21 protein-coding genes and 2 tRNA genes are annotated in these 23,843 nt (G+C 72.2%); 19 read left to right on the forward strand and 4 right to left on the reverse strand.

The genetic code is table 11. The annotated features are described in order from the left end of the window. Positions 1-137 precede the first annotated feature (137 nt). The 7 genes from D9753_RS23745 (at position 138) to D9753_RS23775 (ending at position 8,846) form a co-directional block, all read left to right on the forward strand. Positions 138-2,258 (forward strand): CDP-glycerol glycerophosphotransferase family protein, encoded by a 2,121-nt coding sequence (locus tag D9753_RS23745; protein ID WP_240468264.1) that lies wholly within the window; start codon positions 138-140, stop codon positions 2,256-2,258. Between the two features lie 276 nt (positions 2,259-2,534). Continuing rightward, complete coding sequence (locus D9753_RS23750; RefSeq protein ID WP_240468487.1) at positions 2,535-3,695, forward strand: glycosyltransferase family 2 protein; 1,161 nt, start codon at positions 2,535-2,537, stop codon at positions 3,693-3,695. 132 nt (positions 3,696-3,827) lie between these two features. Beyond that, positions 3,828-4,934, forward strand: coding sequence for a glutamate 5-kinase (proB, locus tag D9753_RS23755; RefSeq protein ID WP_121788834.1), 1,107 nt, complete (start codon positions 3,828-3,830; stop codon positions 4,932-4,934). A 193-nt stretch (positions 4,935-5,127) separates the two neighbouring features. Then, a complete protein-coding gene (locus D9753_RS23760) occupies positions 5,128-5,553 on the forward strand; it encodes a hypothetical protein (RefSeq protein WP_121791248.1) in 426 nt (141 codons plus the stop codon). 155 nt (positions 5,554-5,708) lie between these two features. Then, the gene (locus tag D9753_RS23765; protein ID WP_121788835.1) at positions 5,709-6,995 is read left to right on the forward strand and encodes a glutamate-5-semialdehyde dehydrogenase; all 1,287 of its coding nucleotides are present in this window, start codon (positions 5,709-5,711) and stop codon (positions 6,993-6,995) included. A 120-nt stretch (positions 6,996-7,115) separates the two neighbouring features. Next, positions 7,116-7,688 carry an SCO2584 family spore wall biosynthesis protein gene (locus D9753_RS23770; RefSeq protein ID WP_121788836.1) on the forward strand — a complete coding sequence of 191 codons (573 nt, stop codon included), beginning with the start codon at positions 7,116-7,118 and terminating at the stop codon, positions 7,686-7,688. An 87-nt stretch (positions 7,689-7,775) separates the two neighbouring features. Then, the gene (locus tag D9753_RS23775; protein ID WP_121788837.1) at positions 7,776-8,846 is read left to right on the forward strand and encodes an SCO2583 family membrane protein; all 1,071 of its coding nucleotides are present in this window, start codon (positions 7,776-7,778) and stop codon (positions 8,844-8,846) included. Between the two features lie 6 nt (positions 8,847-8,852). On the opposite strand, the gene D9753_RS23780 is transcribed toward D9753_RS23775, so the two are convergent. Next, positions 8,853-9,941, reverse strand: a complete 1,089-nt coding sequence (locus D9753_RS23780; RefSeq protein ID WP_121788838.1) for a M48 family metallopeptidase — start codon at positions 9,939-9,941, stop codon at positions 8,853-8,855. A gap of 106 nt (positions 9,942-10,047) precedes the next feature. Between D9753_RS23780 and D9753_RS23785 the strand changes: the two genes are divergently transcribed. From D9753_RS23785 to D9753_RS23820, 9 genes are all read left to right on the forward strand, one after another. Continuing rightward, positions 10,048-10,212, forward strand: coding sequence for a hypothetical protein (locus tag D9753_RS23785; RefSeq protein ID WP_121788839.1), 165 nt, complete (start codon positions 10,048-10,050; stop codon positions 10,210-10,212). Between the two features lie 184 nt (positions 10,213-10,396). Then, a complete protein-coding gene (locus D9753_RS36660) occupies positions 10,397-10,561 on the forward strand; it encodes a hypothetical protein (protein ID WP_163010769.1) in 165 nt (54 codons plus the stop codon). 55 nt (positions 10,562-10,616) lie between these two features. Continuing rightward, a complete protein-coding gene (nadD, locus tag D9753_RS23790; protein ID WP_121788840.1) occupies positions 10,617-11,303 on the forward strand; it encodes a nicotinate-nucleotide adenylyltransferase in 687 nt (228 codons plus the stop codon). Between the two features lie 16 nt (positions 11,304-11,319). Further along, positions 11,320-13,074: an LCP family protein gene (locus D9753_RS23795; protein WP_121788841.1), complete on the forward strand. Its 1,755-nt coding sequence runs from the start codon at positions 11,320-11,322 to the stop codon at positions 13,072-13,074. Positions 13,075-13,196: 122 nt separating this feature from the next. Further along, entirely contained in the window at positions 13,197-13,643 is a 447-nt protein-coding gene (rsfS, locus tag D9753_RS23800; RefSeq protein ID WP_121788842.1) for a ribosome silencing factor, read from the forward strand. Further along, the gene (locus tag D9753_RS23805; RefSeq protein ID WP_121788843.1) at positions 13,640-14,308 is read left to right on the forward strand and encodes a histidine phosphatase family protein; all 669 of its coding nucleotides are present in this window, start codon (positions 13,640-13,642) and stop codon (positions 14,306-14,308) included. The genes rsfS and D9753_RS23805 overlap by 4 nt, the downstream gene beginning before the upstream one ends. A gap of 92 nt (positions 14,309-14,400) precedes the next feature. Beyond that, positions 14,401-14,473 (forward strand) — tRNA-Ala (locus tag D9753_RS23810). A gap of 280 nt (positions 14,474-14,753) precedes the next feature. Beyond that, complete coding sequence (locus D9753_RS23815) at positions 14,754-14,927, forward strand: hypothetical protein (RefSeq protein ID WP_014672673.1); 174 nt, start codon at positions 14,754-14,756, stop codon at positions 14,925-14,927. 3 nt (positions 14,928-14,930) lie between these two features. Next, positions 14,931-15,164 (forward strand): hypothetical protein, encoded by a 234-nt coding sequence (locus D9753_RS23820; RefSeq protein WP_030653820.1) that lies wholly within the window; start codon positions 14,931-14,933, stop codon positions 15,162-15,164. Here the strand turns inward: D9753_RS23820 and D9753_RS23825 are convergent. After that, positions 15,154-16,365: a glycosyltransferase 87 family protein gene (locus D9753_RS23825; protein WP_240468265.1), complete on the reverse strand. Its 1,212-nt coding sequence runs from the start codon at positions 16,363-16,365 to the stop codon at positions 15,154-15,156. The genes D9753_RS23820 and D9753_RS23825 overlap by 11 nt on opposite strands. Positions 16,366-16,504: 139 nt before the next feature. Here D9753_RS23825 and D9753_RS23830 point away from each other — a divergent pair. Then, positions 16,505-16,577: transfer RNA gene (locus tag D9753_RS23830), tRNA-Ala, on the forward strand. A 136-nt stretch (positions 16,578-16,713) separates the two neighbouring features. On the opposite strand, the gene D9753_RS23835 is transcribed toward D9753_RS23830, so the two are convergent. Both D9753_RS23835 and D9753_RS23840 read right to left on the reverse strand, forming a co-directional pair. Further along, on the reverse strand, positions 16,714-18,324 hold the full coding sequence (locus D9753_RS23835) for an NADH-quinone oxidoreductase subunit NuoF family protein (RefSeq protein ID WP_163010770.1): 1,611 nt from the start codon (positions 18,322-18,324) through the stop codon (positions 16,714-16,716). Further along, the gene (locus D9753_RS23840) at positions 18,321-19,619 is read right to left on the reverse strand and encodes a cytochrome b/b6 domain-containing protein (RefSeq protein ID WP_205614240.1); all 1,299 of its coding nucleotides are present in this window, start codon (positions 19,617-19,619) and stop codon (positions 18,321-18,323) included. The genes D9753_RS23835 and D9753_RS23840 overlap by 4 nt, the downstream gene beginning before the upstream one ends. Positions 19,620-20,020: 401 nt before the next feature. Between D9753_RS23840 and leuS the strand changes: the two genes are divergently transcribed. Both leuS and D9753_RS23855 read left to right on the forward strand, forming a co-directional pair. Next, positions 20,021-22,903 carry a leucine--tRNA ligase gene (gene leuS / locus D9753_RS23850; RefSeq protein ID WP_121788846.1) on the forward strand — a complete coding sequence of 961 codons (2,883 nt, stop codon included), beginning with the start codon at positions 20,021-20,023 and terminating at the stop codon, positions 22,901-22,903. A 139-nt stretch (positions 22,904-23,042) separates the two neighbouring features. Continuing rightward, positions 23,043-23,792, forward strand: a complete 750-nt coding sequence (locus D9753_RS23855) for a hypothetical protein (protein ID WP_121788847.1) — start codon at positions 23,043-23,045, stop codon at positions 23,790-23,792. Positions 23,793-23,843 lie beyond the last annotated feature (51 nt).

The following is a 23,843-nucleotide window of genomic DNA, read 5'->3' on the forward strand; positions in this document are numbered from 1 at the left end:
TTTAGGAATTCAGGCCTCTGTGGGTGCCCGTTCACCGGGTATTCGCAGAGGCCTGTGTCCGTACCCGCGCAAATCACCGGCATCTCCCGGCATTCCAGAACAAAACCGGCACTCCCCCCTCCCAGAGCAGGTTCTCCGTGATATCCACCGCTATTCGCGTCGCCCGGGTGGGCAGCGCGGCCGAGCTGGCCGCGGCGGCCCTCGTGATGCTGGGCTTCCCGGCGCTCATGCTGGCCGCGCTCGTCCCGAGCGTTCCCGCCTTCGCGGCCCTGGCCGCCGTGACGTACCTGGCGGACCACTATCTGCACCGCAAGGGCAGCTACCTGATCAACCGCCTCAGCAAGGTCCGGGCGGGGCTGTCGATCCGCTTCCTGATCCGCCAGCTACTGCTGGTCCTGCTGCTGGCCCGGCTGTCCCTCTCCGACGACCTGATCTTCTACGGCGCGGTCGCCTGCTTCATCGCCTTCTACGGCCTCCAGGCCCCGCACGGCGCGCTGGTCACCCTCATCCGCAACCGCCGCCGGATGCCGGTCGCCACCCGCAACATCGACCTGAAGGCGCGCATCCGCATCCCGGACGCCCCGCCGCGCCGCCTGCTGCACCGCTCCGCGGAGAAGATGCTCCACCTCGACCTGTTCGCGGTCGCCGGCATCCTGGTCTCCGCCGAGGCGGGCTCCGCCGTCGCCGGTTTCACCGGCATCGGCCTCACCGCCGGCCTCGGCTGCCTGTACGTCCTCGTGCTCGTGCCGTTCGTGCGCGGCCGTATGACCCCGCCGAAGGCCGACGTCGTCCTCGCCGCCGTCGACGACTGGCTGGCCGCCTACCGGCCCGAGACCGTCCTGTACTTCTCCGGCTCCCGGGACTCCGCGTACCAGGTCAACATGTGGCTGGAGACGATGGAGCGGCTGGACACCCGGCCGCTGATCATCCTGCGCGAGCGCACCATCCTGAACAACCTCGCGCCCACCACGGTTCCCGTCATCTGCGTGCCCGGAGGGGTGCACCTGATGAACCTGGACCTGTCCACCGTGCGCGTCGCGCTCTACGCGGCCAACGTCGGCAAGAACATCCACCTGCTGCGCGTGCCCACCATGAAGCACGTCTTCATCGGCCACGGCGACAGCGACAAGCTGGCCAGCGTCAACCCGTACAGCAAGGTGTACGACGAGGTGTGGACCGCCGGCCGCGCCGGCCGCGACCGCTACGCCATCGCCGACGTCGGCGTCCGCGACGACGACATCGTCGAGGTCGGCCGTCCGCAGCTCGCGCCCATCCGGACCTGGCAGGGCGTGCCCGGGGACCGCATCCCGACCGTGCTGTACGCCCCCACCTGGGAGGGCTGGGACGGCAACCCCGGCAACACCTCGATCGTGCTCGCCGGTGAGAACATCGTGACCCGGCTGGTGACGGCCGACCCGCCGGTCCGCGTCCTGTACAAGCCGCACCCGTTCACCGGCACCGTCAGCAAGGACGCCAAGGCCGCCCACCAGCGCATCACCGCCCTGGTCGAGAAGTCCGCCGCCGAGCGCGCCGCCGACTCCCGGTTCACCGCCGACACCGCCGCCATGGCCGCGGCCAAGGCCGAACTGGCCCGCATCGAGGCCCGGCTCGCCGAGCTGGCCGCCGCCCGCGGCACCAAGGGCGACGAGGCCGTGGCCACCCGCGAGGGCATCGTGGACGTGCACCGGCACGAGGAGGTCGCCCGGCTGCGCGCCGAGTGGAACACCGCCTACTGGCGCTCCTTCCCGTCGTACGAGCACCGCGTCATCACGGGCGCCCAGCCGCGCCTGTACGACTGCTTCAACGTCTCCGACGCGATGGTCTCGGACATCTCCTCCGTGGTCTCCGACTTCATCGCCAGCGGCAAGCCCTACGCGGTCACCGACTCCGGCGAACTGGGCGCCGAGGAGTTCAGGCGGCAGAACACGGCCGTGCGCGCCGCGGTCATCCTGTCCAACAGCGCGGCCGAGCTGGGCGGCCTGCTGGACGCCGTGCGCGACCCGGCCGCCGACCCGCTCGCGGACGACCGCACGGAACTGAAGCAGTACCTGCTCGGCCCGGACGAGCCGAAGTCGATCGTCCAGTTCAACGCCGCGGTCGGCGACCTGGCCCTCAAGGCCGAGGCCCGCAACGCCGGCCAGGAGTCCCGTCTCGGCGCGGCCGACGCCGACCCCGCCGAGGCGGCCGAGCTGACCAACGCGGTGCCGGGCCAGCGCGCCGCGTCGGCCGGGGAGACGGACGGCGTGACCGCGGGCTGACTCTCCGCGCGCGATCACCGGGCCCCCGAGGACACAGTCCTCGGGGGCCCGCGTCTTGCCCGGTTCTTAACCGGGACCGAACGGCTCTTACCGCACCCGCGTACCGTCCTGCGAGGTGCGTCACTCATGACCGTGCGTGAGGCAACCGCTTGCCCGAAGTATCCGTCTAACACATTGCGATTGAGGCGATACGGGGGAAATCTTCTGTGACGAGGGGGAAGAGTGACTGTCGTGACGCAGCCTGATGTGAGTGTGATCATCGGGGCGTACGAAGCAATGCCGTACCTGGTCGAGTGCCTGGCCTCCGTCGAGGCGCAGACCATCGACCCGGGACGGATGGAGGTCATCGCGGTCGACGACGGCTCGACGGACGGCACGGGGGAGTGCCTGGAGGAGTTCGCGGCCCGCGTGCCCATACCGGTCACCGTCATCCGCCAGGAGAACTCCGGCGGCCCCAGCGGCCCCCGCAACGTCGGCCTCGCCAAGGCGACCGGACGCTACGTCTTCTTCCTCGACGCCGACGACCGGCTCGGCCCCGAGGCGCTGGAGCGCATGGTCGCCATGGCCGACAGGAACGGCACGGACGTCGTCCTCGGCCGCGTCGAGGGCGTCAACCGCACCGCCCCGAAGTCCATGTGGGGCCAGACGCTCGACCGGACCGACGTCTTCTCCTCCAACATCAAGTTCACGCTGAGCGCGCAGAAGCTGTTCCGCCGCGCCCTGCTGGACCGGCACGGCATGCGGTTCGACGAGTCGCTGTGGACCGGCGAGGACGCCGTGTTCACGCTGGAGGCCTACCTGCGGGCGGACGGCGTCTCCGTGCTCGCCGACTACACCTGCTACTACCTGGTCGGCCGCGACGACGGCAAGCACGTCACCAAGACCGGCGGTTACGCGCTGCGCTTCGACTCCGCGCGCGCCCTGATGAAGCTGATCGCCGACATGGTCCCGGCCGGTGACAGACGCGACCTCCTGATGGTCCGGCCGTTCCTCATCACGCTGCTGCCGCAGTTCGGCCCCAAGTTCCTGACCGACGCCGAAGAGGTGCGACGGCACAAGTTCGAGCTGGCCAAGCCGCTGATGGACGCCTACTGGACGCCCGGCGTGGCCCGCCGCCTGAAGGTCCACGAACGGCTGCGGCTGCACCTGGTCGCCATGCAGCGCGCCGATCTGCTGCTGGACGTCGTCAAGTTCGTCAAGGCCAAGAGGCAGGCCGCCGCCGTCCTGGAGAAGCGCGGCACCCGCCTCTACCTCGTCTATCCGCACTTCCGGTCCCCGAAGGCCGGCATCCCCGACGAGATGTACCTCGCCGACGCCCGCGAGGCACGCGCCTTCGAGGGCTACCGCGAGGCCGCCGCCAACTCCTTCCCGCGCCGCGCCCTGCGCAAGATCCGCCGGATGCTGCCGCGCAAGGGCTTCGGGACGGCCGCGGCCTGACGGGCCCGGGGCCGCCGGGGGGCCGCGCGCCGTCCGCACACCGGACCGTCGCCTGCGCGGCGGTCCCGTTCGCGTAGATTGCTGCCACGCGCGAGGAAGTGGAGACAGCACGTGGCAAGGGCAAGGCAGGCCGTGGGCGAGGCCCGCAGGATCGTCGTCAAGGTGGGCTCCTCGTCACTGACGACCGCCGCGGGCGGCCTGGACGCCGACCGCGTCGACGCACTCGTCGACGTCCTCGCCAAGCTGCGCGGCGGCGGGGAGAAGGAGATCGTCCTCGTCTCCTCCGGCGCCATCGCCGCCGGCCTCGCCCCGCTGGGCCTGCGCCGCCGCCCCAAGGACCTCGCCCGCCAGCAGGCCGCCGCCAGCGTCGGCCAGGGCCTGCTCGTCGCCCGCTACACCGCCTCCTTCGCCCGCTACGGCGTCCGCGTCGGCCAGGTCCTGCTCACCAGCGACGACATGAGCCGCCGCGCCCACCACCGCAACGCCTCCCGCACCCTCGACAAGCTGCTCGCGATGGGCGCCGTCCCGGTCGTCAACGAGAACGACACCGTCGCCACCGACGAGATCCGCTTCGGCGACAACGACCGCCTCGCCGCCCTCGTCGCCCACCTCGTCCGCGCCGACCTGCTGGTCCTGCTCTCCGACATCGACGGCGTCTACGACGGCGACCCCGGCAGGCCCGGCACCTCCCGCATAGCGCAGGTGAGGGGCCCGGAGGACCTCGCCGGTGTCGAGATCGGCAGCGCGGGCAGGGCCGGCGTCGGCACCGGCGGCATGGTCACCAAGGTCGAGGCCGCCCGGATCGCCGCCGCCGCCGGCATCCCGGTGGTGCTGACCAGCGCCGTCCACGCCGCCGAGGCCCTCGCCGGCGGCGACACCGGCACCTACTTCCACCCCACCGGCAAACGCTCCGCCGACCGCCTCCTCTGGCTCCAGCACGCCTCCACCCCGCAGGGCGCCCTCGTCCTGGACGACGGGGCGGTGGACGCGGTCGTACGGCGGCGCACGTCCCTGCTGCCCGCCGGAATCGCCGCCGTCGAGGGCGAGTTCAACGCCGGCGACCCCGTGGAACTGCGCGACGCGACGGGCCGCGCGGTGGCCCGGGGCCTCGTCAACTTCGACGCCAAGGAGATCCCCCGGCTGCTCGGGCGCTCCACCCGCGAGCTGGCGCGCGAGCTGGGCCCGGCCTACGAACGCGAGGTCGTGCACAGGGACGACCTGGTGCTCCTGCACGCCTGACGCTCGCAAGACCGCTCGCACGGTGAACCGCGGACCGACCCCGGTGGGGGACGTTCCGTAAAACCCCCACGCGGAGCCGAGAGGCCTGCTCAACTTTGTCCCGGGGACATGTTGAAGGGACACGTTCCGGCAAGGGGTCGCGCGGGCCGTGCGGAGACGCGCGGCATGCGAGGCATGCGTGAAGGAGGCCGTCGTGAGACGAGCGCGCCCTGGGACGGCGTCCCGCGGTGCTCTGACGAGCGTCGCGGCCGGGGACACCTATGAGGAGCCCGCAGAGCTGCCCCGGTTGTGGCACGTCACCCTCAGCGTCTCCGGCAGGAAGGTCCCCCTGCCCGAGCTGCGGCGGGCCCTGGAACAGCTCGCCCACGACCATCCCTTCCTGCTGACCAGCAGATACGCGACCGACCACGCGGAGATCCGGTACTGGGAGGAGGCCCGCGACCTGCACGACGCCGCCGCCGTGGCGCTGCGCCTGTGGGGCGAGCACCGCCAGAGCGCCGGACTGCCTCCCTGGGAGATCGTCGGCCTGGAGGTCATCGACCGCGAGACCTACCACCAGCGCATCGCCGAGGGCTACGGCCCCGCACCGGCGACCCCGGTCGGCGTGCACCCGTTCTGAGCCGCAGCACGGCCGAGCGGCGGACCGGGCGCGGGCACGAAGGCTTGAGGGCACCGCTCCCGGGCACAGCGCCTTGAGGGGTTCACCCCTTTTGCGGTGTCTCGCGCTGTGGGACGGCCGCTGAACGGCCGCGGCCCGCGCACTACCCTTCCCCCATGACCACGCTCTCGCCGTACGACTCGATGTCCCCGGTCACCCAGGCCGCCCACCGGGCCAAGGCCGCCGCCGCCGACCTCGCGCCGCTCCCGCGCGCCGTGAAGGACGACGCGCTGCTCGCCATCGCCGACGCCCTGGAGGTCCGGACCGCCGAGATCGTCGATGCCAACGCCGAGGACGTGGCCAAGGCCCGCGAGGCCGGCACCAGCGAGGCCATCGTCGACCGGCTCACCCTCACCCCCGAACGGATCCGTGCCATCGCCTCCGACGTCCGTGACGTCGCGAAGCTGCCCGACCCGGTCGGCGAGGTCGTCCGCGGCTCCACCCTCCCCAACGGCATCGACCTGCGCCAGGTCCGCGTCCCGCTCGGCGTCGTCGGCATCATCTACGAGGCCCGCCCGAACGTCACCGTCGACGCCGCCGCCCTCTGCCTGAAGTCCGGCAACGCCGTACTGCTGCGCGGTTCCGGCTCCGCCTACGCGTCCAACACCGCCCTCGTCCGGGTGATCCGCGACGCCGTCGGCGGCGCCGGGCTGCCCGCCGACGCCGTCCAGCTTGTGCCGGGGGAGAGCCGCGACTCCGTGCGCGAGCTGATGCGCGCCCGGGGCCTGGTCGACGTCCTCATCCCGCGCGGCGGCGCCTCCCTGATCCGGACCGTGGTCAACGAGTCCACCGTCCCCGTGATCGAGACCGGCACGGGCAACTGCCACGTCTACGTCGACGCCCAGGCCGACATCGGCACGGCCGTCGAGATCCTGGTCAACTCCAAGGCCCAGCGGGTCAGCGTCTGCAACGCCGCCGAGACCCTCCTCGTCCACCAGGACATCGCCGCCGAGTTCCTGCCGCGCGCCCTGGACGCGCTCGCCGAGGCCGGCGTCACCGTCCACGCCGACGAGCGGGTCATGGCACATGCCAAGGACTCCCGGGCCACCGTGGTCGAGGCGACCCCCGAGGACTGGGAGACCGAGTACCTGTCCCACGACATCGCCGCCGCCGTCGTCGACTCCCTCGACAAGGCCGTCGAGCACATCCGGCTGTGGACCTCCGGTCACACCGAGGCCATCGTCACCACGTCCCAGCAGGCCGCCCGCCGCTTCACCCAGTTGGTCGACTCCACCACCGTCGCCGTGAACGCCTCCACCCGCTTCACCGACGGCGGCCAGTTCGGCTTCGGTGCCGAGATCGGCATCTCCACCCAGAAGCTGCACGCCCGCGGCCCGATGGGCCTGCCGGAGCTGACCAGCACGAAGTACATCGTCACCGGTGACGGGCACCTGCGCCGCTGACCGCCGCCCGTGACGCCGTACGCCCGGGGCACCGCGGCGTGTTCCGAAAAGGCGTCCCGCCAGGCGGACGGAATTCCGTACCGTCTGCCCAGAACGACCCTCCAGGTCTACTCTGGATGTGTGCCGGAGGACGTGGGGGGCACGCCGTTCCCGGACGGCTGGGAGCCCGACGACGACCACGACCACGGAGTGTCGGACGAAGAGTTCGCCTCCGTGGTACTCGACGAGGCCTTCGTGCGGGCGGCCACGGTCCACGAGCCGTCCGCCGTCGAACGCCTCCTGGCCGCCGCCCGCGCCAGAGCCGAGGCCTCCGAGGCCGAGGCCCGTCGCGCGCACGCCCGGGGCGAACGCCTCAATGACGGCTACGACCCCGAGAGCACCGGATCCGGCCAAGATCCGGACGACGGCGAACTGGACGGCACCTACGTCCTGGGCGACCACCGCGGCCTCTACGGCCCCTTCGGCAAGCAGGTCCGCTGGCACCGCCCGGTGGCCTGGATCCTCGCCGTCGTGATGGGCATCGGCATGGTCGCCCTGACCTTCGCCGCCGTCTACCGGGGCGGCTCCCCGGGCACCCGGGACCGGGTGCCCGCCCCCGCCTCGACCGGCCGGGACCAGGGCAGCGCCGCCGCTCCGTCCGTTCCCGCCGGCGTCGTGCGGCCGACGGTCCCGGCCGCCCCGCACTCCCCCTGAACAGCACGCCCGCCCTGGTGAGAACCTGTCAGAAGTTGTCCCGTAGCAGGGCGTTTACCGGCGCCCCACGAGACCTACCCTGAAGGTATGGGCGGGCGTGGAGACCCCCCGGAGGGGACACCCGAGGGCGGTCCCTCCGGCGCCGAGGACGAATACCGATCCGTCGTGTTCGACGAGTCGTTCGTCCGGGCTGCCCGGCTCCAGGAGTCCTCCGCCGAGGAGAGGGTGACCGACCACGCGCCCGCCGTACGCCGCCGCCCGCCCCTGCACCGCGGGCTCACCCGGCAGGTCCTGGCCCTCGTCGTGCTGATCACCGTCGCCTTCGGCACCGCGGTCTACCTGGGCGTCCGCCACTCCGCCGGCTCCTCGCAGGTCCGGCGGCCCCCGGAACCCCTGCGGATGACGGTCGTCCCGCTCGCCCCGCAGGGCCGGGTGCCAGGCGGCGCCGACCCCGAGAGGATGTACGCGCGCAGCCCCGCCGCCCACTTCGACACCGGCGCCGAGGGCATACCGCTGCCCGCATCCCGGGCCACGGCCCACTTCTCCGACAGCCAGGTGGTGGCCGCGCTCACCACCGCCAAGGACTACCTCGTCCGCTCCTCCCTCTACCCCGAGGTGCTGACCGGCCGCGAGGTGAGCCCCGCCCGGTCCCTGCTCGACGCCGACCAGCTCGACCAGTTCGACCGTAGCTTCGACAGGCCCACGGCGGACGGCCGGCACGCGCCCACCGGCTGGGTGGTCCGTCTCGACCCGGCCCGGGCCCGGCTGGCCGACGACCGGATACGCGTCCAGGGCAGCCTGGAGGCCGCCGAGACCGACCCGGCGACGCTGGAGGTCACCGCCGACCACACCTTCGTCTACGCCCTGCGACCCACCGGTTCCGCCGCCGACGCCCCCGTCTCCCTCTTCACGGTCCGCCGCGAGCTGACCTTCCGCTTCGACCGCACCGACCTGCGCACCCACCAGGTCCAGCTAACGGCGTCCTACCTCCAGGCGGGCCCCCTCGCCTGCGCGGAGGACGCCACGGCCTACCTCCGCCCCCTCCTCGCCGGCCGGACCGCCCGCTCCGGCGGTCCGGCGGGCACCGACCCCTACGGGACGGACCGCCCGGCGGTGCTGTGCGGAACGCTGTCCCCGGGCGCCCAGCCGACGGTGTGAGCCGCCCTACTCGTCCCGGTCCCCGTCCGCGGTGTCCCCCTTTGAGGGCGGCGGGCTGCGGAAGCCGTCGAAGCCCCGCCGGACCCTCCCGCCCAGGTCGCCCGCGCCGCCCGCGAGGTCCGTGACCAGCTTCATCAGCGGATCCTTGGAGTCCTTCACGTCACCGGCGTAGCTGGCCGCCGACTCACGGAAGGAAGCGCCGACGGAGGTGTCGCCGTCCTCGTCGCGCCGCGGGTAGCGGCCGTCCATGATCCGCTGGTGGTCCCGGGACTCGGCCCACTTCTTCAGCTCGGCGGCCCGCACGGTGGTGAACGGGTGCGAACGGGGCAGCACGTTGAGGATCTTCAGCACGGAGTCCCGCAGATCGCCGCCCGAGTCGTACTCCTCGGCCTGTTCCAGGAACGCGTCCACGTTCATCTCGTGCAGATGGTTGCCGCCCGCGATCTTCATCAGACCCCGCATCGACGCCCGCACGTCCTGGCCCACCAGCAGGCCGGCCCGGTCCGCGGACAGTTCCGACTTCCGGAACCACTCCCGCAGCGCCGTGACGATCGCCATGATCGCCACGTTGCCCAGCGGGATCCAGGCGACCTTCAGCGCGAGGGACGTCAGGAACAGCAGGATCGTGCGGTACACCGAGTGCCCGGACAGCGCGTGTCCCACCTCGTGCCCGACGACCGCCCGCATCTCCTCCTCGTCGAGCAGCTCCACCAGCCCCGTGGAGACCACGATGACCGGCTCGTCCAGGCCGATGCACATCGCGCTCGGCTGCGGGTCCTGCGTGACGTACATCGGCGGGACCTTCTCCAGGTCCAGGATGTAACAGGCGTCCCGCAGCATGTCGTGCAGGTGCGCGAACTGCCGCTCGGAGACGCGCACCGAGTCGGACAGGAACAGCAGCCGCAGGCTCCGCTCCGGCAGCAGTCCGCTGAGCGCCTTGAACACGGCGTCGAACCCGGTCAGCTTGCGCAGCGCCACCAGGGCCGAACGGTCCGCCGGATGCTCGTACGCACGCGAGGAGATCCCCGGGAAGCGCCTGCGCTGCCTGCTGGGCACGCGCTCGGTCCCCGTGTGCTGGTGGCCGTCGTCGGACATGTCTTCCCCCATGTGCGTGTGAGTGCCCACTGTGGTGCCCCCCGAGGCGGCCCCCAGCCTAGGCGGAGATACCGTGGACGGGCAGTACACCGAAGGAGTCCCGCCCATGGAGCACCACCCCGCAGCCGCCCGGCTGACCGAGGCCGCCGTCGTCGCCGTCCAGCAGCACGGGACGGGAAACCTGCTCCGCGTCGTCCTGGTGGTGATGGTCCTCGGCTGCGCGCTGACCGCCTGGTTCCTGCTGCGCGGCTACAAGCGCAAGGACGACTGACCACCGGCGAAAGTTCCCGCCGCCCCGCCCCGCCCCGCTCGGGCCGTCCCGGTGCCGTCCGTCGCGGGCGGGCCGCCGGTGCCCGGCCGTCCCAACGGCGGAGTCGGCGTGATCGGCGCGGGACCGCCCGCTTACGATGAGCCGACGTCTTTATTCCGCCCACACGCGATAGGTCCTGCCGAAGATGAGCTTCCACAGCGCCGCAGCCCAGTTGGTCACCCTCGCCGCCGAGGGCGAGGAGCACGGCGGAAACCACCCCAGCCTCAATCCGGCGCTCACCGGTGGCGGCGCCCTGGTCGTCCTGCTGCTCCTGCTGTGGATCACCACCCGCTTCAACCGCGACCGCTGAGCGGGGACCCGTCCCCGGCCGGACGCCGCAGGCCGGGCCGGTAGGGTCTGCACGCATGGGAGAGCAGGACATGCCTACCGGTCCGGCGCACGAGACGGCCGGCGACACGGTGAAACACCCCCAGCACGGACCGGGCAACGGCCCCTGCCACACGGGCAGGCGGCGCCTGGGCGTCATGGGCGGAACCTTCGACCCGATCCACCACGGGCACCTCGTGGCGGCCAGCGAGGTCGCCGCGCGGTTCCGGCTGGACGAGGTGGTGTTCGTCCCCACCGGCCAGCCGTGGCAGAAGTCCCACCGCGACGTCTCACCGGCCGAGGACCGCTACCTGATGACGGTCATCGCGACCGCCGAGAACCCCCAGTTCTCCGTCAGCCGCATCGACATCGACCGCGGCGGCCCCACCTACACCGTGGACACCCTGCGGGACCTGCGCGCCCTCAACCCCGAAACCGACCTCTTCTTCATCACCGGCGCCGACGCCCTCGCCCAGTTGCTGACCTGGCGCGACTCCGAGGAGCTGTTCTCCCTCGCGCACTTCATCGGCGTCACCCGCCCCGGCCACCAACTGAGCAACCCGGGCCTGCCCGAGGGCGGCGTCTCGCTCGTCGAGGTGCCGGCGCTCGCCATCTCCTCCACGGACTGCCGCGGGAGGGTCGCCAAGGGGGACCCCATCTGGTACATGGTGCCGGACGGAGTGGTGCGCTACATCGACAAGCGCGAGCTGTACCGCGGCGAGTGAGCCGAGAGGGGCACCGGTGAACGACCGATACGACGCGGGGGACGCAGCCTACGGCGCCGGCCCGTACGAACTCGTCGGCTACGACGAGTACGGCCGGCCCATGTACCGGCAGATCCCGGCACAGCAGGCCCCGCAGGCGGCCTACGACCCGTACGCCCAGCAGCAGGGCTACGGCCACGATCCCCACGCCACCGGCCAGCAGCCGCCGGCGCCCGCCGACGACGCCGGCCACCAGCCGTCCGCGTACGACTCCTACGACTCCTACGGCTCCTACGAGTCCTACGGCTCCCAGGCCCCCTACAACCCGCACGACCCCTACGACCCGTACGCCCCCGGCCCCCAGGCCGCCACGGGCTACGACCCCTACGGGCAGGCGGCGAGCAGCGGACAGCAGCCCCGGGCCGCCGAGCAGACCGCCTACATCCCGCAGCAGGCCGGTCCCGCCGAGGACACGCGGTCCGCGCGGGAGGACGAGCCGGCCCCCGGCGAACGGGACCCCGACGCCGACCGGTTCACCTTCCCCGAGGACCCGGACGGCGACCCCGAGGACGTCATCGACTGGCTGAAGTTCACGGAGAACCGCACCGAGCGCCGCGAGGAGGCCCGCCGCCGCGCCCGCGGCCGGATCATCGCCCTCCTCGTCGTCCTCGCCCTCGTCCTGACCGGCGGCGCCGGCTACCTCTGGTACGCCGGAGACCTGCCCGGCCTGTCCTCCTCCGGCGACAGGACCGGCAGCGGCACACCCGTCGCCGCCCAGAAACGCGACGTGATCGTCGTCCACCTGCACAACACCGGCAAGGGCGGCACCTCCACCGCGCTGCTGGTCGACAACACCACCACCAAGCAGGGCACCACCGTCCTGCTGCCCAACGCCCTCGCGGTGACCGGCGACGACGGCTCCACCACGACCCTCGCCAAGTCCGTCGACGGCGACGGCGCCTCCGGCACCCGCGACCAGCTCGACACCGTCCTCGGCACCAGCATCCAGGGGAGCTGGCGCCTGGACACCCCCTACCTCCAGAACCTCGTCGAACTCGTCGGCAACATCGAGATCGACACCGACACCGACGTGCCCGACCCGGACGCCGGCAAGAAGGGCACCGCCCCGCTCGTCCACCGGGGCCACCAGCAGACCCTCGGCGGCAAGGCGGCCGTGGCCTACGCCACCTACCGCGCGGCCGGCGAGTCCCAGAACGCCCAGTTGGAGCGGTTCGGCCAGGTCATGCAGGGCGTGCTGCGCAAGATGTCCTCCGACCCCTCCGCGGCCACCACCACGGTGCGGACCCTCGCCCAGATCCTGGACCCGCCGCTCACCGACAAGGACCTCGGCGCCTTCCTCGCCCGGCTGGCCGACCTCGCCAAGAGCGGCGCCTACCGGACCACCCTGCTGCCCGTGCGGACCGACGGCACCCTCAGCGCGCGGACCAGCGACAGCGTGGTGAAGGACATCCTCGGCGGCACCGCGAAGAGCCCCGGCGCGGGCTCCGCGGTCCGCGTCTCCGTGCAGAACGCCACCGGAGTGAAGGACGACACGGACAAGGCCCGCGTCGCGCTCCTGAACGGCGGCTTCACGTTCCTGGAGGGCGGCAGCGCCTCCGGTACCCAGGTCACCTCGAAGGTGGTCTACGCCGACGCCGCGCACCGGGCGGACGCCACCGAGGTCGCCAAGACCCTCGGGCTGCCCGCCGGCTCCGTGACCCGGGGCACCGTCTCCTCCGGCGCCGACGTCTCGGTGGTCCTCGGCGGCGACTACCGGCCCTCCGCCTCCTGACGGCGAGCCCCCGCCCGGCCCGCCCGGCCGGGGCACCCCGCGTGAGGCCGTCATCACGTGGGGTGCCCCGGGCGGTCCGTGAGACCCTTGAAGCCAGAAGTCCGCCGACCGAAAGCCGAGTAGTGACCGCCACCGACCGTTCTGTTCACCTCATCAACACCGCCGCCCAGGCGGCGGCCGACAAGCTCGCCCACGACGTCATCGCCTACGACGTCAGTGACGTGCTGTCGATCACGGACGCCTTCCTGCTGGCCTCCGCGCCGAACGACCGCCAGGTCAAGGCCATCGTCGACGAGATCGAGGAGCGCCTGTCCAAGGAGCTGGGCGCCAAGCCGGTCCGCCGCGAGGGCGACCGCGAGGCCCGCTGGGTGCTGCTCGACTACGTCGACATCGTCGTCCACGTCCAGCACAGCGAGGAGCGGGTCTTCTACGCCCTGGAGAGGCTGTGGAAGGACTGCCCCGAGCTGGAGCTGCCCGACGACGCCAGGGCCACCCGGGGCAAGGGCGAGGAGCACGCCCGCGAGCGGGCCGCCGAGGCCGACCAGGAACCGGGCGGGGACTGGTCGTGAGCGCCACCGGTGAGGTGACCGACCGCCCGAGCCGGGGCCGCCGCATCATCCTGTGGCGGCACGGCCAGACCTCCTGGAACGTGGAGCGCCGCTTCCAGGGCTCGACCGACGTGGAGCTGACCGAGACCGGCGTCGGCCAGGCCCGCCGCGCGGCCCGGCTGCTCGCCTCCCTGCGCCCCGACGCGATCATCTCCTCGGACCTGCGGCGGGCCGCGTACACGGCCGCCGAGCTGGCCGCCCTCACCGGCCTGGAGGTCACCCGCGAGGAGGGCCTGCGGGAGACCTACGCGGGCGTCTGGCAGGGGCTGACGCACCAGGAGATCATCGCCCGCCACGGCGAGGAGTACGCCGCCTGGAAGCGCGGCGAGGCGGTCCGCCGCGGTGGCGGTGAGCTGGAGACCGAGGTCGCCGACCGGGCCGCGCCCGTCGTACTGCGGCACGCCGAGAAGCTGCCCGAGGAGGGCACCCTCGTCGTCGTCAGCCACGGCGGCACCATCCGCACCACCATCGGCCGCCTCCTCGGCCTGGAGTCCCCGCACTGGGAGAGCCTCGGCGGCCTCTCCAACTGCTGCTGGTCCGTGCTGGGCGAGGGCGCCCGCGGCTGGCGCCTGCTGGAGCACAACGCGGGCACCCTCCCGGAGCCCGTCCTCGGCGACGACGACTGACCGTCCTGGGACCCCCGACCCCGGATTTCACTTTCCGGCTGGTCACAGGCTAAAGTTCTTCTTGTTCGCCCCGCCGAGCGGGAAGAACGCGAGGGGCTATAGCTCAGTTGGTAGAGCGCCTGCATGGCATGCAGGAGGTCAGGAGTTCAATTCTCCTTAGCTCCACAGATCGACACTCTGTTGAGATGTCAAAGATCGGTGATGAGGATCCCGTCCCTCCAGGGGGCGGGATCTTCTGCGTCCGGCCCGACGCTTTGAGTCTTTGGGGGGTCCGCTGTCGTATAGCTCCGCGGAGGCGTTCTCCGTGCGCGTTCGCACGCCGGCCGCGACGGCGGCGGTGGGAGCCGTGTCCGCACTGGTACTGAGGCGTCGCTGACCGTATTGGTCCGGCCGTGGCAGAATCAAACGGCCGGAAGGGGGCGCTGCCCGACGGGAGGGAGTAGCGATGCCTGCGAGCATCCTCGAGGAGGTGGGCCACCTCCTCGGTGCCGCGTTGATACGCGACACGACCACCCGGCTGAGCTGCCCTTCCTGCGGTTCCGCGCACGTGGCGCAGGTCCTCGGTGACAACGGCGGGATCTCTTACGTGTGTACGGCCTGCGGCCACAGCTGGAGCTGATCGATGGGGGCACACAGGCGGAAGTGCGACTGGTGCGGGAGCGGGACACCGATCGTCCGGGACATGGAGCCGATCAATCCCGACTACCAGTACTGGTGCGAGGAATGCGCGCGGGCGCTGATCATAAAAGGCGACCCGATCGAGACGTACCGGGAACTGGAGGGCGAGCCGATCTACGGCCGGCTCCTGGAGGAGCACTGCACGCTCAAGAGGTTCTACCAGTTCGTCACGGCGTGACGCGGACCGCACCGGACCCGGTCCTCGGCAACGGTGTCCGGGTCAGTGCGAGGAAGAGCGCACCGGCCGCTCCGTAGAGGGCCGAGAGCGCCAATTCGGCTCCTCCGAGGCGCAGTTCCGGGCGGCCGATGCCGTGGGGCACCCACCAGGGGGCGTACGAGCAGAAGACCAGCAGCGTGCCCAGGGCCGCCGCCCGGTGTCCGCGCGTCCACAGGAACAGCACCACGGGCACGCACCACACCCAGTGGTGGGTCCAGGACACCGGGCTGGCCAGCAGGGCGGTGACCGCGCAGCCGCACACCGCCCGGGCCCGCTGACCCCGCAACTCCGCCCGCGCGGCCAGCGTGAGGCCCACGACGGCCGTCAGGGCCGCGCAGACCGCCCAGAGCGCCCCCGGGTCGGGTGTGTGCAGGAAGCGGGCCAGAACGCCGCGCAGGGCCTGGTTGGCGGTGTCCTCGGCGTGGCCGGCCCGGCCGGCCCGGAGCACCGTGTCCGTCCAGAAGCGCCAGGAGTCGTACGGCAGGACGGCCGCCGCGAGCAGGGTCGCCCCGGCGAACGCGACGGCCGCCCCGCGCGCGTGCCGCAGCCACGGGCCCGCGTCGCCGCCCCGCAGGCGGGCCGTGACGCCCGTGGCGAGCAGGAACACGGGGAACAGCGCGGGCGTCAGCTTGACCGCCGCGGCCAGCCCCAGACCCAGCCCGCTCCAGCGGTCGTACCCGCCGGCGGGGCGGCGGGTCAGGTCCCAGAGCACCAGGACCGCCAGCAGCAGGTTGACCTGGCCGTAGCGCAGGGTCGTCCACACCGGCTCGCACCACACGGCCGGCGCCGCGACCCACCAGACGGTCTCCACGCGCGCGTGGCCGACCAGTTCCAGCGACAGCCGTACGAACGCCAGCAGCAGCGCGAGGTTGCCGGCCGTCGCCAGCGCGCGCAGGACGGCCGTGTCCAGCAGGGGCAGCGGCGTGAACAGCAGGGCCGCGAAGGGCGGGTAGGTGGCCGGCAGGTGCGCGGCCGTCGCCCGCAGCGCGTACAGGTCGCCGCCGGAGCGCACGGCGGCGCCCTCGGCACGGTAGACCATCAGGTCGATCATCGACACGCGCGCGGCCCGCTGCGCGGCCCATAACGCCGCGAACGACAGCAGGCACACCCCCGCGGCGACCGGTGTCCGGCGGCGGGCTGCGGAGAACGCGTTCACGGGCACGAAGGCGGACAATACCGCGCTGACCGGGGCAGAGCGGGAACCGATTTGGTACCGCACCCCAGGGACCGTGTAATGTTGGCGTCGCCGCCGGGGAAACCGGGCGGAACGCACCACACGCGGTTCCATCGCGTGGCGGGACGGGGCTATAGCTCAGTTGGTAGAGCGCCTGCATGGCATGCAGGAGGTCAGGAGTTCAATTCTCCTTAGCTCCACAGAAGTCGAAGGCGGATCATCCCACGGATGGTCCGTCTTCGGCGTGTTGCCCCCTGTGCCGCGCATCACGCCCGCAGGACGCGCGAACGGCGACGGCGGGCCACCCGGACCGGGCGGCCCGCCGTCGCCGTGTGCTCAGCGGCCCAGCGCGCGCCGGCCGCGCCCCTGGGAGAGAACCGGCAGGTTGCGTGCCGGCGCCTGCCCGCGGGTGTCCTCCTCGATGCGCAGCGCCAGCGCCGGGCAGCGGCGCACCGCGCGCAGCGCCTTCGCCTCCGCGTACCGGGGCACCTGCGCCTGGGCGACGGTCGGGAAGCCGTCGGCGCCCAGCTCGAACACCTCCGGCAGGATGTCCGCGCACAGCCCGTGGCCCCGGCACAGCGTCCAGTCGACGTAGATCTTCTGCCGGCTGCCGCCGGTCTCCTCGGGCTCCGCGCCGCCCGGGATGCCCGTGGGGCCCTTGCCTGCCTCGAAGAGCGGCAGCACGCCCGCCACGGGCCGTCCGCAGCCGTTCCCGAGGACATGGGCGGCCAGGTCGTCGGTGAACGCCTTGATGGTCGACTCCAGGAACATCGCCGAGCCGTCCGGGTGGGAACACGCCCCGCGCCGCTTGACGTTCTTCGCGACCTGCTTCAGCGCCTCCAGGGCGGCCGGTCCGCCGCCGTTGAGGATGTCCTCCAGCCCGCGCGCGGCGGCGGGCAGTCCCAGGTAGCAGGGGCCGCACTGGCCGGCGCTCTCCTCGGCCAGCCACTGCGCCACCCGCAGCGACTCGCCCAGCGGGCAGGTGTCCTGGCTGATCGGCAGAATCGCGCCCGCGCCCAGCGAACCGCCCACCGCGTCCAGCGAGTTGCGGGAGACGATCGCCTCGTCGACCGTCGCCGCGTCGATCCACTTGCCGTGGTATCCGCCGGTCAGCACGCCCTGCGGCACCGGCGGGGCGCCCGCGAGCTGGAGCACGTAGCGCAGCGGCACGCCGGTCGGGACCTCGATCACCATCGGGCGGGCCACGGCGCCGGACACGGTGAGCATCACGGTGCCCGGCTCGTCGTACAGGCCGGTGTTGCCGTACCGCTCCGGGCCGATGCGGGCGGCGATCGCAAGCTGCGCGAACGTCTCCGCGTTCGACAGCAGCGTGGGCGCTCCGCCGACCCCGCTCTGCGAGGCGCTGATCTTGCGGCCGGGCGGGACCGCCGGGCCGCCGTCGACCGAGCGGATCAGCGAGGCGGCGGCGCCGGTGACCATGCGCACCGGATTGCGCTGCACCCACGCGCGCAGCACCGATCTACGGCTGTTGCTCAGACCCCGCTCGGCGAGCGCCGCCTCCATGGAGCGCTGCGTGGACTCCCGGGTGACCCCGATGACCAGGGTGCGCGCGCCGAGCGCCTCCGCGCACAGCAGCGCGCCGTCCAGGATGAGGTGCGGGGCGCGGTTGATGAGCACCGTGTCCTTGCGGCAGGCGGGCTCGTCCTCGCTGCCGTTGACCACGACGACCGGCCGCACCCCGCGCTTGATCGCCGCCTCGGCGACCGAGCGCAGCTTCTTGTGGAAGGGGAAGCCGGCGCCGCCGCGGCCCCGGAGGTTGATGCGTTCGGAGAGCTGGGCGAGCTGCTCGCCGCCCAGCGGGTCGAGCGGCCCGTGCACCTTCAGGTGCATGGGCAGATCGAGCCGCTCCACAAGGTCGAAGCCCGACGTGAGCTGGGGAAGCCCGACCACGCGGACCTCGGGGACGTCGGGCAGGGCCTCGTTCACTTAAAGCCTCCGGAAGGCGTGTTCCAAGGTTCGCCCGAGCCCGTCGTGTCGTAGGACGTGCCGGGCAGCGTTTCGGTGGCGGGACCGCTGTCGTACGTGTCACTCGGGTTGTACGTGCCGTAGAGGCCGTTTGTCTCACCGGTGTCGTACACGTCACCTCCGCCGTATCCGCCGGCGCCCGGATTGCCGTAGACCGGGATGGTGTATCCGGTGTCCTGGAGCGGGTCGTACGCGGACGGCGGGGCCTCGCCGACCGGCGGCGGGGACGGCACCGGCCAGCTACCCGAGGTGCTGGAGGGGCCGTCCACACGCGGGACGGCCTCCGTGGGCTGGAGGTCCAGCGGCAGGTCCATGCGGGCCGTCTGGCCGGGCACGAACGGGCTGCCCGGGAACGCCCCGCCCGGGATGCCCGGCGTCGACACCGCGCGGTAGGCCGCCGCGAAGCCCGCGGCGGGATCCGGCGCGGGGTCCGCGGGGGACTGGTACAACGGCGCGCCGGTGGCCGCCGGCCCGGCGGGCTTCGGCTGCCGCCGGCTGCCGTAACCGGGCAGCGATGGCTCGGACACCCGGGAGCGGCTCGCGTCCAGCTCGTCCAGCCCGGGGCGCTCGGAGCTGCCGAACAGCGCCACCAGCCGGTCGGCGACCTTGCGCTTGACCGGCCGCGGGGCCGCGCGCAGCGCGAGGGCGCCCATCACGCCGAGCAGGGACAGGCTGTAGAGGATCACGAAGACCGGCTTGGCGGCGCGACCCGCGTAGAGCCCGTGGACGAGCGCCGCGCACCAGGCCGGGTAGGCCAGCATGTGCATGGCGCGCCAGCGGGCGGCGACCGGGGCCGGGGCGGCGAAATTGCTGCGCAGGGCACCGGTGACGCCCACGAAGATCATCAGCAGGCCGGCCAGGGAGCCCAGTCCGATCAGGCCGCCGATCCCGGTGACGCCCAGCGAGAACGGGATGACCGCGGCGATCAACTGGGTGTGGTCCAGCACGATCTTCGTGGTGATGTGCAGCAACAGGAAGGCGATCGAGGCGACCGCGGTCGTACGGTGCACCGCCTGGCCGACGATCCGCTGCCGGGTGTTCAGGAAGATCCGGTCCTGGGCGAACAGGCCCCAGATCACCGAGCAGCTCAGCGAGACGAGGGACAGCACGCCCGCGCCGAAGTTCAGGAACTCGCGGAACTGGCTGCCTCCGACCAGCACGACCACGGGTATCAGCAGCAGGACGACAGCGGACGCCACCCCATAGGCCGAGCGGCCCGGCCTGGGGAGCGAGCTGGTACTACGACGAGGGTTCATGGGGGCAACTCCGAGCAGTTTCGGGAAAGCGGTCCCGCTGCCGCACTCTAGGTGGCGCCATACCGATCAGTACGGGGTTTGAGTCATCGCGTCGTCGTCGACGGACCAGGCGACTGGAACGGTGTCCTCGGGGGACGGTACGCCTGGTCATCGTTGACCTTCATTCAGTTCCGGCGGGGTGCGTGACATGTCCCTCAGGCATACGGAAGCGCGTCGCCGCTTGCTCAAGGGCTGCGGTACCCTAACGCCATGCGTGCCGTACGCCTTCTGCTTAGCGGGCCGCGCTGATCAGTACCGACCCGGCGGTCAGCCGTGAGGTCGGCATCGGCGCGGCGTCCCCTCCTGTGCGAGGGGCTTTTTCATTTCCGCGGGCAGAGACGATCGATGGAGCTTTGAGGATCATGAGCGAGACGAACCCCGCTGCCACCGCCGCCGTGCCGGCGGAGACGGCGCCGCACCGCTACACGGCCGTCATGGCGGCCGACATCGAGGCACGCTGGCAGGACTTCTGGGACGCCGACGGCACCTACGCGGCGCCCAACCCCACGGGCGACCTGGCGGGCGACCCCGAGCTGGTCGCCAGGCCCAAGAAGTTCATCATGGACATGTTCCCGTACCCCTCCGGCGCCGGCCTCCACGTCGGCCACCCGCTGGGCTACATCGCCACCGACGTCTACGCCCGGTTCCAGCGCATGACCGGTCACAACGTCCTGCACACCCTGGGCTTCGACGCCTTCGGCCTGCCCGCCGAGCAGTATGCCGTGCAGACCGGCACGCACCCGCGCGTGTCCACCGAGGCCAACATCGAGAACATGAAGGCCCAGCTTCGCCGGCTGGGTCTGGGCCACGACAAGCGCCGGTCGTTCGCCACGATCGACCCGCAGTACTACAAGTGGACCCAGTGGATCTTCCTGCAGATCTTCAACTCCTGGTACGACGAGGAGGCGGGGAAGGCCCGCCCGATCTCCGAGCTGATCGCCCGCTTCGAGTCCGGTGAGCGGCCGGTTCCGGGCACCACGCGCGCGTGGGGCGAGCTGACCGCCGCCGAGCGCGCCGAGATCCTGGGCGAGTACCGCCTGGCCTACGCCTCCGAGGCGCCCGTGAACTGGTGCCCCGGCCTGGGCACCGTACTGGCCAACGAGGAGGTCACCGCCGACGGCCGCTCCGAGCGCGGCAACTTCCCGGTCTTCAAGTCCAAGCTGCGCCAGTGGAACATGCGCATCACCGCCTACGCCGACCGGCTGCTGGAGGACCTGGAGGAGCTGGACTGGCCCGAGGCCATCAAGCTCCAGCAGCGCAACTGGATCGGCCGCAGCGAGGGCGCCCGCGTCGGCTTCCCGATCGACGGCGAGCGCATCACGGTCTTCACCACCCGCCCGGACACCCTGTTCGGCGCGACCTACATGGTGCTGGCCCCCGAGCACCCCCTGGTCGAGAAGTTCACCGCCGACACCTGGCCGGAGGGCACCCGCGAGGCGTGGACCGGCGGCCACGCGGCCCCCACCGAGGCCGTCGCCGCCTACCGCGCGCAGGCCGCCGCCAAGTCCGACGTCGAGCGGCAGGCCGAGGCCAAGGACAAGACCGGCGTCTTCATCGGCGCCTACGCCACCAACCCGGTCAACGGCGAGCAGGTCCCCGTCTTCATCGCCGACTACGTCCTGATGGGCTACGGCACCGGCGCGATCATGGCCGTCCCGGCACACGACAGCCGCGACTTCGAGTTCGCGCGCGCCTTCGAGCTGCCGATCCGCTGCGTGGTCGAGCCGACCGACGGCCGGGACACGGACACCTCCGCGTGGGAGAACGCCTTCGCCTCGTACGACGCGAAGATCGTCAACTCCGCCAACGGCGACGTGTCCCTGGACGGCCTGGGCGTCACCGAGGCCAAGGCCCGCATCACCGAGTGGCTGCGGGAGCGGGGCATCGGCGAGGGCACCGTCAACTTCCGGCTGCGCGACTGGCTGTTCAGCCGCCAGCGCTACTGGGGCGAGCCCTTCCCGATCGTCTACGACGAGGACGGCGTCGCCCACGCGCTGCCCGAGTCGATGCTGCCGCTGGAGCTGCCCGAGGTCGAGGACTACAGCCCGCGCACCTTCGACCCGGACGACGCCGACACCCGGCCCGAGACGCCTCTGTCGCGCAACGAGGACTGGGTCGACGTCACCCTGGACCTGGGCGACGGCCCCAGGAAGTACCGCCGCGAGACCAACACCATGCCCAACTGGGCCGGTTCCTGCTGGTACGAGTTCCGCTACCTGGACCCCCACAACGACCGGCAGTTGGTCGACCCCGAGGTCGAGCGGTACTGGATGGGCCCGCGCGAGGACCGGCCGCACGGCGGCGTCGACCTGTACGTCGGCGGCGCCGAGCACGCGGTGCTGCACCTGCTGTACGCGCGCTTCTGGTCCAAGGTCCTGTACGACCTGGGACACGTCTCCTCCGCCGAGCCGTTCCACAAGCTGTACAACCAGGGCATGATCCAGGCCTACGTCTACCGCGACAGCCGCGGCATCGCGGTGCCGGCCGCCGAGGTGGAGGAGCGCGACGGCGCCTACTACCACGAGGGCGAGCAGGTCAGCCGCCTGCTGGGCAAGATGGGCAAGTCCCTGAAGAACGCGGTGACCCCGGACGAGATCTGCGCGGAGTACGGCGCCGACACACTGCGCCTGTACGAGATGGCCATGGGCCCGCTGGACGTCTCCCGCCCGTGGGACACGCGCGCGGTGGTCGGCCAGTTCCGGCTGCTCCAGCGGCTGTGGCGCAACATCGTCGACGAGAACACCGGCGAGGTCACCGTCACCGACGCCGAGCCCGACGAGGAGACCCTGCGCGCCCTGCACAAGGCCGTCGACGGCGTCCGCCAGGACCTGGAGGGCCTGCGCTTCAACACCGCCATCGCCAAGGTCACCGAGCTGAACAACCACCTGACCAAGGCGGGCGGCCCGGTGCCGCGCTCGGTCGCCGAGCCGCTGGTGCTGATGGTCGCGCCGCTGGCCCCGCACATCGCCGAGGAGCTGTGGCGCAGGCTGGGCCGCACCGGGTCGGTCGTCCACCGGGACTTCCCGGTCGCCGACCCGCGGTACGTGGTGGACGACACCGTGACCTGCGTCGTGCAGATCAAGGGCAAGGTCAAGGCGCGTCTGGAGGTGCCGCCCGCCATCTCCGAGGAGGAGCTGGAGAAGGCGGCCCTGTCCGACGAGAGGGTCGTCGCGGCGCTGGGCGGCGCGGGCATCCGCAAGGTGATCGTGCGGGCACCGAAGCTGGTGAACATCGTCCCGGCGTGATCATCGGATGCCGGGTAGGACCGGTGTCGGGGTAGTCCCCTACGGGCAGGTTCGGGGTTCTCGCGGAACTCCGGGCCTGCCCGCAGCGTTTACCGTGGAGAGCGCGGCGGCCCGCCGTACCGACCCGAGGAGGAGCGTCATGGAAGTAGTGATCGCCGTGTTCGCCCTGCTCTTCCTGCTCTTCGTCGGCCTGGGCACGTACGCCACGGTCAAAGCGGTGGGCGCCGCCCGGCGCGGGGTCGACCGGACGATCGCACAGGCCCGCCGCACGGTGGAGGACCACACCCTGCGCGCCAAGTCCTTCGCCCAGATCGGTCCGGCCGGTGAGATCGCCCAGCTCCGGCTCGCGCTGCGCACCTCCATGCGTGCCACGCAGGACGCGCTGCACGCGGGCGTGGCCGAGGACGAGTCGCTGAAGGAGTCCCTCGGCCTCTTCCAGCGGCTCAGCGTGCACGGGTACGAGCTGGACGCCGACCTCAAGCGCCTGGAGTCCGAGCCGGACCGGGCCACACTCACCGAGCGCCTGCCCGGACTGCGGGAACGCACCGAGCGCATCACCCGATCCGCGGACTCCCTGCGCTGGGCCGTCCGCGACCGGGCCCGCCGCTTCGCGGACGACGACCTGGGCAGCCTCAGCGCCCAGATCGACATGGAAGCGGGCGCCCTGCGTCACTGGACGCGGACCGAGCCCGCCGAGGCACCTCCGCAGTGGCCCGAAGCGCCCGCCCCCACGCCCTCCGGGTCCCACGGCCCGGCCACGGAGCAGACCTGGCCCCGCACCTCGGGCGCCGGCCCCGCGGGAGAGCCGGCCCCCGAGGCGATCGCCCCGCCGGCCGGGCGCACATCCTTCCCCTGGCAGAAGAAGTCCCGCCCGGAGAAGACCACATGAGCGGACCGCTCCCCGCCCGCGCCGCCCGGGCCGGGCTGCCGCACGAGCGCC

This window comes from Streptomyces dangxiongensis (assembly GCF_003675325.1).
In the GTDB taxonomy this organism is placed as follows: Bacteria; Actinomycetota; Actinomycetes; order Streptomycetales; family Streptomycetaceae; genus Streptomyces; species Streptomyces dangxiongensis.

Coding starts and splice junctions, on each gene's coding strand:
- D9753_RS23855 (WP_121788847.1), top strand. CDS start 23,043: ATGGAAGTAGTGATCGCCGTGTTCGCCCTGCTCTTCCTGCTCTTCGTC.
- D9753_RS23785 (WP_121788839.1), top strand. CDS start 10,048: ATGGAGCACCACCCCGCAGCCGCCCGGCTGACCGAGGCCGCCGTCGTC.
- D9753_RS23840 (WP_205614240.1), bottom strand. CDS start 19,619: ATGAACCCTCGTCGTAGTACCAGCTCGCTCCCCAGGCCGGGCCGCTCG.
- leuS (WP_121788846.1), top strand. CDS start 20,021: ATGAGCGAGACGAACCCCGCTGCCACCGCCGCCGTGCCGGCGGAGACG.
- D9753_RS23750 (WP_240468487.1), top strand. CDS start 2,535: ATGCCGTACCTGGTCGAGTGCCTGGCCTCCGTCGAGGCGCAGACCATC.
- D9753_RS23820 (WP_030653820.1), top strand. CDS start 14,931: ATGGGGGCACACAGGCGGAAGTGCGACTGGTGCGGGAGCGGGACACCG.
- nadD (WP_121788840.1), top strand. CDS start 10,617: ATGGGAGAGCAGGACATGCCTACCGGTCCGGCGCACGAGACGGCCGGC.
- D9753_RS23780 (WP_121788838.1), bottom strand. CDS start 9,941: ATGTCCGACGACGGCCACCAGCACACGGGGACCGAGCGCGTGCCCAGC.
- D9753_RS23775 (WP_121788837.1), top strand. CDS start 7,776: ATGGGCGGGCGTGGAGACCCCCCGGAGGGGACACCCGAGGGCGGTCCC.
- D9753_RS23815 (WP_014672673.1), top strand. CDS start 14,754: ATGCCTGCGAGCATCCTCGAGGAGGTGGGCCACCTCCTCGGTGCCGCG.
- D9753_RS36660 (WP_163010769.1), top strand. CDS start 10,397: ATGAGCTTCCACAGCGCCGCAGCCCAGTTGGTCACCCTCGCCGCCGAG.
- D9753_RS23765 (WP_121788835.1), top strand. CDS start 5,709: ATGACCACGCTCTCGCCGTACGACTCGATGTCCCCGGTCACCCAGGCC.